This window comes from Marivivens sp. ABH4_498 (assembly GCF_056160585.1).
This window is the reverse complement of the sequence record NZ_JBSWXL010000004.1, coordinates 299,621-313,592: the sequence shown is the minus strand read 5'-3', so window position 1 is coordinate 313,592 and position 13,972 is coordinate 299,621. Positions and strand designations below refer to the sequence as shown.

The window sequence follows — 13,972 nt, the reverse complement described above, 5'->3', positions numbered from 1 at the left end:
ATAGCCCTTGTTTTACTGGGGCTTGAAGCTCATGGGATGCCTATAACGGGTACTCAACACCATTAACATATGGCCGCGGGTACCACCCACAAACATAATGTATCAATGGCGCCGCTGTGCAAACGGTGTGGGCAACCGTGGTTCGTTTGCTGGCCGCTGTGCGATTGGGCTGTGCAGCGGGGATGCCGCGTTGATCGTTTCGCAGGCAACGCGATACGCGATGGATAGGGTTTCGGTATCCTCGGGCAATTCCTGTAAAGCCGCTGCGCATCCTTCCCAATCGGCCAGTCGCATGCGCAGTCGGGCAATGTGCCGCCAGCAATCTTGATCGCCAGGCGATAGTTTCGCAGCCTTTGTGAATGATTTTTCAGCAGCCTGGGGGTCATGCGCCATTTGTGCGCGGCCCAGTTCATACCATGCCATTGAATGGTTCGGATCCACGGCCACTGCCTTGCGCAGCCATAGGATCATTTCGTTATCTTTGCCCTGCGCCTCTAGCACACGGGCCAGATTGTAAAAAACGCCTGCTGTAGCCCCGCGTTGTGATGCGGCCTCTAACAGGGCGTTTTCGGCAGCGGACCAATCGCCGCGTGCCAAAAGGGGTGTTATGTTTTTTAGTGTGCTCATGGACTATAATTACGCCCGATGAGGAAAAAGTAATTGTAAACTCGCCGTGTAGCCGCAGTGATTTCACTGCGACTGCACAAAATTTGATACGTTTTGAATGTATTGGCGAAAAAATGTTCGACTTTTAGACTGATTTTGCCAGCGGCATGTCTGGCGCAAGCGATCGCAGGGCGTCGTATTGCGACAGGAATACCTGTCCGGACATTTCCTCTAGGAAGTGGCCGGTTTGCAGGCGGTCCATGACGGGGCCTTTGACTTCGGCCATATGCAGCGTGACACCCATATCCATCAGGCGCGAATTGATCGCCTCTAGGCTTTCCAGTGCGGAAAAGTCGATGGCATTCACGGCCGACATCATCAGGACCACGTGGTCAATTCCGCAATCAGGTTGGACGCGTTCATAGATGTAATCCTCCATATAGCGTGCATTGGCGAAATACAGGCTTTCATCGACGCGGATCATAACCAGACTGTCGTTGGTCAGAACAGGGTGCCGTTTGATGTTGCGGAAGTGTTCGGTGCCTTCCATCAGGCCGACCTCTGCGATGTGAGGGCGGGATGTTTTGAACAGGAACAGCAGAACAGACAGACCGACGCCCGCAGAGACACCCGTTTCCACGCCAAAGCCCCAAGTCAGCAAGATTGTGGCAGCCACTGCGGTAAAGTCCTGTTTGGAATAGGCCCAGGATTTTTTCAGGATCGAAAAATCGACCAAGGACAGCACGGCGACGATGATCGTGGCGGCCAGCGTTGCTTTGGGCAGGAAATACAACAGCGGTGTCAGGGCCAGCGCAGCAATGGCTAGGCCGATCGCGGTAAAGGCACCAGCAGCCGGAGTTTCAGCGCCTGCATCGAAATTAACGACCGAACGCGCGAAACCACCCGTAACAGGATAGCCGCCAGTGAATGCCGCGCCCAAGTTTGCAGCACCCAGACCGATCAGTTCCTGATCTGGATCGATACGCTGGCGTTTCTTTGCAGCCAAGGTTTGGGCGACCGAAATGGATTCGACAAATCCGATGATCGAAATCAGCAGGGCAGGGACGAACAGTTGACCCAGCAGACTGGGCGATAGATCAGGCAGCGTGAATGGCGGCAGCGACTGAGGAACGGTGCCGACGATTTTGACGCCGTAGTTGTCCAATCCGAAGATCGCGACAATGCCTGTGGTCACAACAACAGCGGCTACAGGCCCTGCTTTGGTCAGAACATCAGCCAGCTTTGGCGGGACACCTTTGGATAGCAGCAGCGGTTTCAGACCCTTGCGGACCCAGAACAAAAACGAAATCGCTACGATGCCGATCACCAGCGTAATCGGGTTCATGTTGCCAAGGTTGTGAAACAGGCTTTCGATCATGTGGGGCAGCGAATGGCCAGAGATGGAAATGCCCAGAACATGACCCAGCTGGCTGGCGGCAATCAAAACGCCGGATGCGGTGATGAAACCCGCGATCACAGGGTGCGACAGGAAATTTGCGATCCACCCCAGACGAAACAGCCCAAGGATCAGCAGCATCGCGCCGGACAAAAACGCAAGAGACAGCGCAGCGGTCGCGTATCCCATAGTGCCGGATTCCGCGATGTTGCCGATGGCGGCAGCGGTCATCAATGACACCACCGCAACGGGACCAACGGCCAAAGTCCGCGATGTACCAAAGATGGAATACAAAATGATCGGCACGATCGACGCATAGATGCCTGCCTCTGGTGGGAGGCCAGCCAACAATGCGTAGGCCAATGACTGCGGCACCAGCATGATCGTCACGATCACAGCGGCGACTAGGTCGTTTTGGAACGCATTTTTGTCATAGCGCCGACCCCATTCCAACATGGGGACGTATTTTTCAAAAGCAGATCGTGCCATGGGATTGTCTTTTCATCAGAGGAGAAACGGGGCGCCGTGTGTGCGCCCCAGTTTGGTTTATTTTGCTGTGATGCTCTCTGGTTTGGCCATCCATTCACGGCCACGTAGCATCGCTTTCCAATAGATTGGGGGCAGGGCGGTTTCTTTTAGGAACCACGCCGCGCGGGTCGGTTTGGTGCCGTTCAGCAGCCATTTGGGGAACGATGGTTTCAACACGCCGCCGTATCCGAATTCAGCCAGAACGATTTTGCCGCGTTCCACTGTCAGCGGGCACGAACCATAGCCCGTGTATTGCGCAACCGCCGATTTGCCGTCGATGTCTGCGCAGACGTTTTCGGCAACCACTGGCGCCTGAACGCGTGCCGCTGCTGCGGTTTTCGCATTCGGGGCGTTCATCACGTCGCCCAGCGACCAGATGTTTTCATAGGTTTTGTGGCGCAGCGTTGCCTGATCCACATCGACCCATCCCGCGGCATCTGCCAAAGGCGACACGCGGATAAAATCAGGTGCGACCTGCGGCGGCACCACGTGGATCATGTCGAAATCGACCGTCACGGTGGTCTTTTCGGTGTCTGGCTTGGCCACTTCGAACGTTGCCTGTTTCGCATCGCCGTCGATCGAAACAAGGTTATGGAAGAAGTTGGTGTTTACGCCGTATTTCGCGATGTATGTTTCCAGTGCGGGAACATAATCTTTGACGCCAAACAGCACGCCGCCAGCATTGTTGAAATCAATCTGGATGTTATTCAGCGCACCGTTTTTGTACCAATGGTCGCCCGACAGATACATCGCCTTTTGCGGTGCACCTGCGCATTTGATCGGCATGGGCGGCTGGCTGAAAATAGCACGGCCTTCTTTCATCTCTTGGACCAGTTTCCACGTGTATGGCGCAAGGTCATAGCGATAGTTCGATGTCACGCCATTGCGGCCCAGCGTTTCAACCAGACCTTCGATGCGGTTCCAGTCCAGTTTGATACCTGGTGCAACGATCAGACGTTTATACCCGACAACACGGCAGCCATCCAAAATGACGGCGTTATCTTTGGGTTCAAACGCGGCAACGGCTGCTTTGATCCAATGGACGCCTTTGGGGATTAGAATGCCCATGGTTTTGGCTGTGTCTTCGGCGTGGAAAACGCCGCCGCCGACCAATGTCCAACCCGGCTGATAATAGTGGATATCGGCAGGGTCGATGATCGCAATGTCCAGATCCGGTTTGCGCGATTTCAGCGACGATGCGACCGAAATGCCGCCCGCACCCGCACCGACAATCACAACGTCATAGGATGCGTCTGTTTGATCGGTGGGTGTTTTGCCGCCGTTTACGATGCGGCGCACGACGCCGCCCATATCGTATCCAGCCGCCTTGGTTGCGGCCAGAATGTCAGCGGTCGGCGTTGATTGTGCCGCGCTTAGCGACCACAGGGTCGCCGAACGTGTGCCGGTGCGGCAATAGGCAAATACAGGCCCGGGCAGAGTATCCATGGCTTCGCCAAAAACAGCGGCGTCTTCGTCGCGTACCTTGCCAGATGTGACGGGCATATAAACGGTTTTCAGACCCGCCGCCTGTGCTGCTGCATCGATCTCCTCGAACGTGGGTTGATCGGCACCCTCGCCATCGGGGCGGTTACAGATGATCGCACGGAAACCCGCGTCTGCGATCGTCTTAACATCGTCCACGGTGATTTGCGGCGACACGGTTAGGCGTTTGTTGATTTGGTTCAGTTCCACGGATGTCTCCTCCGGACGTGGGGTGATTAAAGGCCGTTTACGGGCACTTTGAGCATTGGATTTCCGTCTTTATCGCGAGGGATTTCACCAGCGCGCATGTTGACCTGCAGCGACGGGATGATCAGGCGTGGCATGTCCAGCTGTGCATCGCGTTCGGTGCGGAATTTGACGAAATCCTCTTTGGATTTGCCTTCGCCGACGTGGATATTGTGTTTCTTTTCGTCGCCGACGGTGGTTTCCCACTGAATGTCGCGGCCGTTCGGGCCGTAATCGTGGCACATGAACAGGCGCATCTCTTCGGGCAGGGACAGGACTTTTTGAATGCTGTCGAACAGGATGCCAGCATCGCCGCCTGGGAAATCGGCACGTGCCGAACCGCCGTCAGGCATAAATAGTGTGTCACCAACAAAAGCCGCGTCACCAAACACGTGTACCATACAGGCCGGCGTGTGGCCCGGTGTGTGGATTGCTACGACGTTCATCGACCCGACAGTATAAGTGTCGCCGTCTTTGAACAGAGCGTCGAATTGCGATCCATCACGCTGGAATTCGGTGCCTTCGTTGAACACTTTGCCAAACACGTCTTGGACGGTTTTGATGTGTTCGCCGATACCGATTTTGCCGCCTGTTTTCTGCTGGATGTATGGCGCAGCGGATAGGTGGTCAGCGTGTACGTGGGTTTCGATCAGCCATTCGACTTCCAGATTGTTGTCTTGAACGTACTGGATGATTTCATCGGCCGATTCATAGGTGATGCGGCCAGCGGCGTAATCGATGTCCATTACTGAATCTACGATTGCGCATTTATTCGATTCAGGATCCTTGACCACATAGGAAATGGTCCAAGTTGCTTCGTCGAAGAAGGCTTTCACTTCTGGCTTTACGGACATGTTCACTGGGTAAGTGGTCATATTTATCTCCTTCGGAGGGGCGGGACCCCAATACATTTCATTTGTTTGATATATGGGGGCAGATTATCTGTCTGTCAACGGGTGTATCGTGAGCGCAGAAAAGAAATATCTAAAAAACAGAATATGTTTTTTGATTTAGATCAAATGGCCCTGCTCAATTATTAAGCAGTCGGGGATTTGTGTTGCGAAAATTGGCTCTCAGGGCTGGCTCTTTGGGGGGCGCAGGTGTCCAATAGGATAAAGCGCAGCCCAATGCGCCCCAAAGGACGGACGATGAACTACGACAAGATCGACAAGAAAGCCCGCAAGATTCTGCAAGAAAACGATCGCGGGTTATACACCGTCCCCACAAAGGGGCTGTATCCGTACCAATGGAACTGGGATAGCGCATTCGCCGCTTGGGGTTTTTCAAGCTTTAACGTGCGCCGTGCATGGGCTGAATTGGAAACGCTGTTCACGGGGCAGTGGGATAACGGCATGGTCCCGCATATCGTGTTCCACAAACAGGCCATCGGATATTTCCCTGGGCCAGACGTTTGGAACTTGGAACGCGTGCCGCATACATCAGGCATCACCCAACCGCCAATCGCAGCGACCATGGCGCGCGCAGTATACGAGGCCGATAAACATTACGGCCGTGTCCACATGGAGCTGCTATACGGGCGTTTGGTCAGCTGGCATCGGTGGTTTATGAAAAACCGCATCGAAGACGGGATGGTGGTGATCACCCATCCATGGGAATCGGGCCGCGATAACGCCATCGACTGGGACGATGCTTTGGCGAACGTCGATGGGTCGAATGTGGGCGAATATCATCGCCGCGATACCGATCATGTCGATCCGTCGATGCGCCCTAAAAAAGAAGACTATGATAAATATCTGGCTTTGGTGCAGTTTAGCCGCGATGCCGGATACGATGAAAAAGTGATTAAATCAGACGGCCCGTTCCGTGTGGGGGACGTTGGCATGACGTTCCTGTTTTTGCGGGCCTGCCGTGACCTGTTGCATATCGCGGTCGAACTGGATCACGAAGTCGATGAAATCGAAGGCTGGATCAAAATCCTGAAAAAAGGCGTCGAACGCCACTGGAACGATGAACGTGGGCATTATGATTCCGTCGATACTCGAACCGGGAAATTCACCCATTCGCTGTCTTGCGCATCATTCTTGTGCTGGTTTGCAGGGATCAAAGACGACCGCATGCTTACCCACTATGATCGGATCATGAAAACGGTCGACTTTGGGATCCCGTCCAACGACCCCGAAGATCCGCATTTCAATCACCTGCGTTATTGGCGCGGTCCTGTCTGGGGGATGTTCAATTCGTTGATCGGAATTGGTCTGGCTGAAACGGGACACACTGTTCATGCCGAACGTCTGCGCAAGCGGACGCAAAAGTTGATCGCCGAACACGGGTTTTATGAATATTTTAGTCCACTGGACGGTGCGCCCGCGGGCGGCACGCATTTCACGTGGACGGCGGCAATTTGGCTGACTTGGGCATCGCCGCACGCCAAGGGGCGATTCTAATCGATTCGAAAATCTAGGCAGGGTCAGGGTTTACCGGCCAATTTTGCGCACACCCTATTGTAGAAAAAGGGTGCTTGCGGTGTCACAGTTTTGGCGAATTAGGATAGGTTTAGCGCTAACGGGCTATCTAAAAGTACATGCATATATACTGTTGAACTTGCTGAATAGACTGCTGCCTCGGGAATAAAACTATGCGCAAGCGTAACGTAAAAGTATCGATGGGCAAAACGGGCTTTCACTTTTTTCAGGTGAAAGTGGGAAACACGCCCCGACCATCCATCCGTGTGATGAACTATGATTTCCGTCCGAACACTGGGAAAAAGCCGTTCACGCAGGCTTTAATCAATGTGTCTGCGATTGGGGATGCTCAACGCCGCCCTGTCATTGAATTTCACGGCGACGTTGAAATTGTTCCAGCACAGCCAGTGCTGCAATTGGTCAAGTAATTACATCAGGCGCATCACGGCCCGTGTGGGTGGTGATGCCCGCAATCGCATCAGCGGCTGCAATGATGTCTGTAAGCGCCGATTGCGCATCATTGTGCAGGGCCGCTGGATCGGTTTCATAGCTTTCTAGGTAAACGCGGATTGTCGCGCCTTGGGTGCCGGTTCCTGACAAACGGAACACCACGCGCGCGCCCGAGCTGAATCCGATGCGGATGCCCTGACCGGCAGAATGGCTGCCATCCACCGGATCGTCATAGGCAAATTCGTCTGCCGTCGAAACGGTCAGCGGGCCGAACGATTTCCCCGGTAGCGACGCAAATTGGCCCCGCAATCCATCCATCAATGCATTCGCGCGATCTGTGTCGACGGCTTCGTAATCGTGGCGGCTGTAATAGTTGCGACCATATTCGGCCCAATGGTCAGACATCAAATCGGCCACGGATTTGCCTGTCGCGGCAAGGATGTTCAGCCACAACAGAACTGCCCATAGGCCGTCTTTTTCGCGAACATGGTTGGACCCTGTGCCTGCGCTTTCTTCGCCGCATAGGGTTGCGCGGCCTGCATCCAGTAGGTTGCCAAAGAATTTCCAACCCGTAGGCGTTTCGAACACATCGATTCCTTTGGCTGCGGCAACGCGGTCTACGGCGGCAGATGTCGGCATGGACCGCGCGACGCCGGCCAATCCATCGGCATAAGCAGGGGCCAGATGGGCGTTGGCTGCCAGCACGGCCAGACTATCCGACGGCGTGACATACTGGCCGCGACCGACGATCATGTTGCGGTCACCATCGCCATCCGACGCAGCGCCAAAATCAGGCGCGTTTTCACCGGTCATGATGTCCATCAATTCATGCGCCCAAATGGGGTTCGGGTCAGGGTGCCCTCCGCCGAAATCGGGCAGGGGCGTTGCATTCATCACTGTGCCTTTGGGCGCGCCCAGCTGGTTTTCCAGAATTTCGACCGCATACGGCCCCGTGACCGCATGCATCGCGTCGAATTTCATCGAAAAACCCGATTTGAACAAACCTGCAATCGCGTCAAAGTCAAAAATCTGGTCCATCAAGGCCGCGTAGTCGCTGACGGGATCAATGATCTCCACCGACATGCCCGCGATTTCGGTCGCCCCAATCGTGCCCAGATCAATGTCATCCGCATCGACGGTATAGTAAGTGTCAATTTCAGTGGTGCGGGCGTAAATTTTATCGGTGACGCCTTCATTCGCGGGGCCGCCGTTTGGACCGTTGTATTTCAGGCCGAAATCTTCGTCGATGCCGCCGGGGTTGTGGCTGGCCGATAGGATCAAACCGCCGTCTGTTTTCAATTTGCGGATCAGGTTCGATGCGGCGGGCGTCGATAGGATGCCGCCACGGCCAACGGTGCATTTGGCTGCGCCATTCGCTGCGGCCATACGCAAAATGATCTGAATGGCAGTGTCGTTGAAATAGCGGCCGTCGCCGCCCACAATCAGCGTTTTGCCTTTGACGCCGCCAATGCCATCGAAAATAGATTGAACGTAGTTTTCCAGAAAACCGGGTTCCATGAAAACGCGGGTCTTTTTACGCAGGCCGCTGGTGCCTGGTTTCTGACCCTCAATCGGTTGGGTCGAGATCGTCAAAACAGTCATTTAAAATCCTTGGGTCGGGAATAGTGCCGATAATACCCTGAGTGTATGACAGTTCTGCGCGACCTCAACCGCAATCGGTCAATCTTCGACGCCTTTTAGGACCAAATCGCAAGGCAAAGCGCGTTCAATGATGCGTTTGGCATTGGGAATGTCATTTCCTTCGGCGCGGCGCAGGGCGTTTGCGCTGGAATGGTTAAGCGACAACCAGCGTTGAATAAGACGCGCGCGCAATTCGGGCAGTGGTACGTCCCAGCGGATCGTGAAATCCCACAGGTCGGCCAGTTCGCGCCATGGGGCTTCGTCGAACATCAGGTAATTGCCTTCGACAATGATGACCTGAGTGTTCGGGGACACATAGCCTTTGCCTGCGATGGAAATATCGCGGGGCCGATCAAATTCGGGGTAGTAAACGGGTTTGCCTGATTTGATCCGGCGGATCATGTGGATGAACCCATCGGCGTCGAATGTTTCGGGCGCACCTTTACGCGCGCGCATGCCCATTTCATCCAGAATGTCATTGTCCAAATGAAACCCATCCATGGGCACAACCGCAGCCGAGATTTTTTTCAGCTGCAATCGGCGTAACAGTTCCGTTGATAGGGTGGATTTCCCCGATGCCGGCGCCCCGGTTAGGGCAACGATAATGCGGGGCACGTTTTCCAGCCGCGTTTCGATTTCATCCAGCGCTAGATTGACCTTTGGGGTCAGGTTTAGATTGTGTGCCATTGGTGTGCCTGTTCGTTATCCGCACATTTATGGCGTTGTAATGCACTTGAATCCTGCGGTGCTGCATTACAATGTCATAGTTATGAGCGGGGCTTTTTCAAAATTATTGGCAGCGACGACTGCCTTTCGCAAGGTGTGGTCTGCAAACGATCTGGATCTTATTTCAGCGGGCGTAGCGTTTTACGGGTTATTTTCGATTTTTCCCGCAATCGCGGCATCAATCGCGGTTTTCGGGTTAATCGCCGATCCGGTTGTTATTTCGGATCAGTTAAACCTTTTGCGCGAATTCATACCTGCGGACGTGTTTAATTTGTTGCGGGCACAGGTGAACCGATTACTCACGGCGGAAAGCACAACGCTGGGTTGGGCGTCTATCGTGTCGTTGGGAATCGCCCTTTGGTCTGCGCGGGCAGGGGTTGGTGCGCTGATCCGCGGGCTGAATGCGATCACAGGTGTAAAGGCGCGCAGCGGTGTGGGGCATTTGTTAACGGCGGTCGGGTTAACCGTTTCCTTGATCGGGGTGGGCATTGTCGCGCTGGTCATGGTGGTTATTGCGCCGGTGGTCATCGCCTTTGTGCCTTTGGCGTCGGAAATCGAAGGCCTGTTGCTGGCGCTGCGCTGGGTCGTGGCCCTGTTGGTTTTGCTGATCGCCCTAGGCATTCTGTACCGCTACGGCCCGAACGGTGATGGCGCAACACGGGGCCGTATTTTCACGATCGGCAGTTTGGTGGCTGTCGTGCTGTGGTACGGCGCGTCGTGGTTGTTTTCGTACTATCTGGCCAATTTCGGAAACTATAACGAAGTCTACGGATCAATCGGTGCAGTCGCCGCGATGTTGATGTGGCTGTATATCAGTTCCTATTTGGTGTTGCTGGGGTGTGTTCTGAATGTCGCAATGTTGCGCATTCGCACATAAAAATTGTGGAACAGCACATAAACTGGGGCTGTTTGGAAAAAACGCACTAGAAATTGTGGCGCTTTTTGGATAGGTAATTATCAAAAGAGTAGCCGAACCATCGCCAAAAGAATGGTCGGCATCGAGGCGGAGTAGTAGTTATGTCGGCGATTAATTTCGTCGCTCGCAATGTTGCGGGCGAAGTGTATCATGGTTCTGTGGCTGGTGACGGTGCGTCGGCATCCATTATTGCAACCCAAGATCAACAAATTTCCCTAAATCTATCGCGTGCGCAGGTTCAATCCTATTCGCGCGAAGGCCAAGCGCTGCAAGTTGCGCTGATCGATGGTCGCGTGATCATGATCGAAGGGTTCTTTTCCCCAGAGGGTATCCCTGAAAACAACCTGTACCTGTCTTCGGGCGGTGTGTTGGTCGAGGTAGAGCTGTCTGCGGCAGATGGCGCGTATTATTACGCGAACTACGCAGAGGCAGAGGCCTTTGGTAAATGGAGCCCGAACGACGACCTGTTCTTCTTGGAAACGCCAGATGTTCAGGTTGCGGGCTATAATCAAGTCTACGGCACCGACGAAGAGGTCGGCATGTTGGCGGCCCCACTGCTGACTGGCTTGGGCGGTTTGGGTGCCGCTGGTGCAGGTGTTGGCGCGGCAGTTCTGGGCGGTACGCTTTTGCTGGGTGAAACCGCGAACGGTTCTTCCTCGGGTCCAACGGTTGACGTCACCGAAGGTACAACAACTGCGGACGGCACTGTCGTCACAGGTGACGATTATTCCGATGGTGTGGTCATTTCGGGCACGGGTACTGTAGACGGCGAAATCACCGTAACAGTCGAAGGCGAAACCGCGACCACCACGGTGGGCGAAGACGGAACATGGACCGTTGTCTATGAACCCGGCCTATTGCCAGAAGGCGAATACACCACCGAAGCGACCGTAACCATTACGGTTGGCGATCAAACCGAAACCATCACAACTGAAATTCAGTTCGACACGCAAACCACTGTTTCGATGGATGAAACCACAGGTGGCGATGGTGTTGTAAACGGCGAAGAATTCGAAGGCGGCGTTGTTTTGACCGGCACCGTCGAAGAAGGATCGACTGTCATCGTCACTGTGGACGGCATGTCCCACGAGGCAACCGTTTCCGGTGATACGTGGACGCTGACCCTATCCAACGATCAGTTGGTCGAAGGCGAATATGATCTAGAGGTTACCGTCGAAGCAACCGACGCCTACGGCAACGTTGCAACGACCACAGGGACCGTCACCATTGATACCGTGACGGACGTGACGCTAAGCGATGCAACAATCGCAGGTGACGGCGTTGTAAACTCTGTCGAACACTCCGAAGGCTTTGATGTTTCGGGAACCGCGCAGGCGGGTGCGACTGTTGATGTGACCATCGGTTTGGTCACGCACACCGTCACCGCCGATGCGAACGGCAACTGGACAGTGACATTTACCGAAAATGACATTGAGCCAGGCACTTATGATGCCGATGTTAATGTTGTTGCAACGGATGCGGCAGGTAACACTGCGACCACCACGGGCACTATTCACATCGATACCGAAATGGGTCTGTCGATTGATGCAACCGCTGGCGGCGATGACAGTGTCATCAACGCGGCTGAGGCGACCGCTGGTCTGACTTTGACCGGTTCGGCAGAGGCAGGTTCGACCGTCGAAGTCACCATGAACGGTGCAACCCGCACTGTGACCGCAGGTGCCGATGGGACTTGGTCTGCGACGTGGACCGCGGCCGAATTGCCAACCGGCGAAGGCGATATCGAAGTGACCGCAGTTGCAACCGATGCATCGGGCAACGTGGAAACGTCTTCGACAACGATCGACTACGATACTGTCGTGAACACATTGACCCACACCAGCGGCGCTGTCGGTGGTGATGGCGTGATCAATCTGGACGAACAGGGCCAGTCGATCACGGCTTCGGGTATGGTTGAACCAGGTTCGACCGTGACCGTCACGGTGGCTGGCGTTTCGATGTCCGCAACCGTCACGGCGTCGGGCGCATGGTCGGTCACGTATCCTGCGGGTTCGATCCCAACGGGCGAATATGACACCGATTTAGTCATTACCGCGACTGACGCGGCTGGCAATACGTCGTCGCTGACCGAAAGCGTGCGCGTTGATACCGTTGCTGGTGATGTTGCGCTGTCGTCCAACCCGATTGAAATTGACGATGTCATCAACGCGGTCGAAGTCGCCGATGGTGTGGTCATCAGCGGTACGGCAACGCCGGGTCTGACGGTCACGGTGACACTGGGTGCTGCATCGCATCAGGTCGTCGCCGCTGCAGATGGCAGCTGGTCGTCGACATTCCTGACGTCCGAAATTCCTGCGGGCACATATACAACCGATGTAACAGCAACGATCACTGATGCTGCAGGTAACAGCAAAACGGTCACAGATACCGTCGATGTTGATACCCATGTTGATGACTACGCATTCTCTGAAATGCAGGTCGAAGGCGACGGTATGGTTAGCGGTGCCGAAGCATCGGATGGCATTTCCTTCTCGGGGACTGTTGAACCAGGTTCGACCGTTGTCGTTAGCTTTGCCGGTGCAACCCGCACCGTTCAGGCTGGCGCAGACGGCACATGGTCGGTTGATTTTGCGGCTTCGGAAATTCCGGGTGGCGAATACGAGGCAACCTTGACCGCCCGTGCGACCGACCCTGCGGGCAACGTCAGCACGATCACTGAAACGGTCGAAGTCGATACTATCGTTAACACTCTGACCATGGCTGCTGCCGAAACCGATAACGTTGCGAATGCGGCTGAATTGGCGGACGGTCTGACCCTGACAGGGCAGGTGGAACCCGGTTCGACTGTTGTTGTGACTTTTGACGGGATCGCGCGCGTTGCGACTGTGGATGCGAATGGCAACTGGACCGTTCACTACCACGCTGATGAAATCCGCGCTGGCGAATATGATGCGAATGTCACCATCGTTGCAACGGATGCCGTGGGTAACCAGCGCACCGAAACATCGACGATTGAAATCGACACCGTTGGTCCTGATGCGCCTGTCGTCACATCGTTGGATCAGGGCCGTGACGGTCTGCGTTCGATCGGTATCGCTGACGAAGACACTGACCTGCAGGTGTTCAAAGTGTCCGGCACAGGCGGCGTGACTGAACTGACCGCTGATGCCGTTCAAGACGCGCGTTACAACGAAGTTGACCTGTATTTCGATCAGGCCGTTCCTGATGGATCGCAGCTGGTTCTGGCATCGACCGATGCAGCTGGTAACGAAACGTCGACGTTGTTCGTACTGGACGAAGCAGGCACAAACATCGTGAATATCGACAACTCTGGTTTGGATGGTTTCGATATCCGTTCGATCGACCTGCAGTTTGCGGAAAACAGCGAATTGGAACTGTCGGCGCAAGATATCGAAGATCTGACCGGCGGTCTGGGCGAACTGACCATTCTGGGCGGCAATGACGACACGGTCACCATGACTGGCGCAACGGCTACGGGCGCGACCCGTGATGTAGACGGGTCCACCTACGACATCTACACGCTGGGCGATGACGGTACCGTTCTGGTGAACGAAGACATCAACGTCATCATCTAAA

General features: G+C 54.8%; 10 protein-coding genes. 4 read left to right on the top strand and 6 right to left on the bottom strand.

The window, feature by feature from the left end; all coding sequences use genetic code 11:
* Nucleotides 1–102: 102 nt before the first annotated feature.
* The 4 genes from ACXAGA_RS11670 to ACXAGA_RS11655 form a co-directional block, all read right to left on the bottom strand.
* The gene (locus ACXAGA_RS11670) at nt 103–627 is read right to left on the bottom strand and encodes a tetratricopeptide repeat protein (protein ID WP_475117648.1); all 525 of its coding nucleotides are present in this window, start codon (nt 625–627) and stop codon (nt 103–105) included.
* 124 nt (nt 628–751) lie between these two features.
* Complete coding sequence (locus tag ACXAGA_RS11665; RefSeq protein WP_475117647.1) at nt 752–2,491, bottom strand: SulP family inorganic anion transporter; 1,740 nt, start codon at nt 2,489–2,491, stop codon at nt 752–754.
* A 57-nt stretch (nt 2,492–2,548) separates the two neighbouring features.
* Nucleotides 2,549–4,222: a bifunctional protein tyrosine phosphatase family protein/NAD(P)/FAD-dependent oxidoreductase gene (locus ACXAGA_RS11660; RefSeq protein WP_475117646.1), complete on the bottom strand. Its 1,674-nt coding sequence runs from the start codon at nt 4,220–4,222 to the stop codon at nt 2,549–2,551.
* Nucleotides 4,223–4,248: 26 nt separating this feature from the next.
* Nucleotides 4,249–5,133: an MBL fold metallo-hydrolase gene (locus ACXAGA_RS11655; RefSeq protein WP_475117645.1), complete on the bottom strand. Its 885-nt coding sequence runs from the start codon at nt 5,131–5,133 to the stop codon at nt 4,249–4,251.
* A gap of 273 nt (nt 5,134–5,406) precedes the next feature.
* On the opposite strand from ACXAGA_RS11655, the gene ACXAGA_RS11650 reads away from it, so the two are divergent.
* Together ACXAGA_RS11650 and ACXAGA_RS11645 are read left to right on the top strand one after the other, a co-directional pair.
* Nucleotides 5,407–6,663 carry an MGH1-like glycoside hydrolase domain-containing protein gene (locus ACXAGA_RS11650; protein WP_475117644.1) on the top strand — a complete coding sequence of 419 codons (1,257 nt, stop codon included), beginning with the start codon at nt 5,407–5,409 and terminating at the stop codon, nt 6,661–6,663.
* Between the two features lie 191 nt (nt 6,664–6,854).
* Nucleotides 6,855–7,109 (top strand): hypothetical protein, encoded by a 255-nt coding sequence (locus ACXAGA_RS11645; RefSeq protein ID WP_086450211.1) that lies wholly within the window; start codon nt 6,855–6,857, stop codon nt 7,107–7,109.
* Here the strand turns inward: ACXAGA_RS11645 and ACXAGA_RS11640 are convergent.
* Nucleotides 7,102–8,733 carry an alpha-D-glucose phosphate-specific phosphoglucomutase gene (locus ACXAGA_RS11640; protein ID WP_475117643.1) on the bottom strand — a complete coding sequence of 544 codons (1,632 nt, stop codon included), beginning with the start codon at nt 8,731–8,733 and terminating at the stop codon, nt 7,102–7,104. The genes ACXAGA_RS11645 and ACXAGA_RS11640 overlap by 8 nt on opposite strands.
* A 78-nt stretch (nt 8,734–8,811) precedes the next feature.
* Complete coding sequence (locus tag ACXAGA_RS11635; protein WP_475117642.1) at nt 8,812–9,459, bottom strand: nucleoside/nucleotide kinase family protein; 648 nt, start codon at nt 9,457–9,459, stop codon at nt 8,812–8,814.
* Nucleotides 9,460–9,541: 82 nt separating this feature from the next.
* On the opposite strand from ACXAGA_RS11635, the gene ACXAGA_RS11630 reads away from it, so the two are divergent.
* Nucleotides 9,542–10,375, top strand: coding sequence for a YihY/virulence factor BrkB family protein (locus ACXAGA_RS11630; protein ID WP_475117641.1), 834 nt, complete (start codon nt 9,542–9,544; stop codon nt 10,373–10,375).
* A gap of 140 nt (nt 10,376–10,515) precedes the next feature.
* On the top strand, nt 10,516–13,971 hold the full coding sequence (locus tag ACXAGA_RS11625) for an Ig-like domain-containing protein (RefSeq protein WP_475117640.1): 3,456 nt from the start codon (nt 10,516–10,518) through the stop codon (nt 13,969–13,971).
* Nucleotide 13,972 lies beyond the last annotated feature (1 nt).

Bases quoted from the DNA above. Each gene is read 5' to 3' on its own strand.
- ACXAGA_RS11645 (WP_086450211.1), top strand. From the start codon at position 6,855: ATGCGCAAGCGTAACGTAAAAGTATCGATGGGCAAAACGGGCTTTCAC.
- ACXAGA_RS11665 (WP_475117647.1), bottom strand. From the start codon at position 2,491: ATGGCACGATCTGCTTTTGAAAAATACGTCCCCATGTTGGAATGGGGT.
- ACXAGA_RS11650 (WP_475117644.1), top strand. From the start codon at position 5,407: ATGAACTACGACAAGATCGACAAGAAAGCCCGCAAGATTCTGCAAGAA.
- ACXAGA_RS11630 (WP_475117641.1), top strand. From the start codon at position 9,542: ATGAGCGGGGCTTTTTCAAAATTATTGGCAGCGACGACTGCCTTTCGC.
- ACXAGA_RS11670 (WP_475117648.1), bottom strand. From the start codon at position 627: ATGAGCACACTAAAAAACATAACACCCCTTTTGGCACGCGGCGATTGG.
- ACXAGA_RS11635 (WP_475117642.1), bottom strand. From the start codon at position 9,459: ATGGCACACAATCTAAACCTGACCCCAAAGGTCAATCTAGCGCTGGAT.
- ACXAGA_RS11640 (WP_475117643.1), bottom strand. From the start codon at position 8,733: ATGACTGTTTTGACGATCTCGACCCAACCGATTGAGGGTCAGAAACCA.
- ACXAGA_RS11655 (WP_475117645.1), bottom strand. From the start codon at position 5,133: ATGACCACTTACCCAGTGAACATGTCCGTAAAGCCAGAAGTGAAAGCC.
- ACXAGA_RS11625 (WP_475117640.1), top strand. From the start codon at position 10,516: ATGTCGGCGATTAATTTCGTCGCTCGCAATGTTGCGGGCGAAGTGTAT.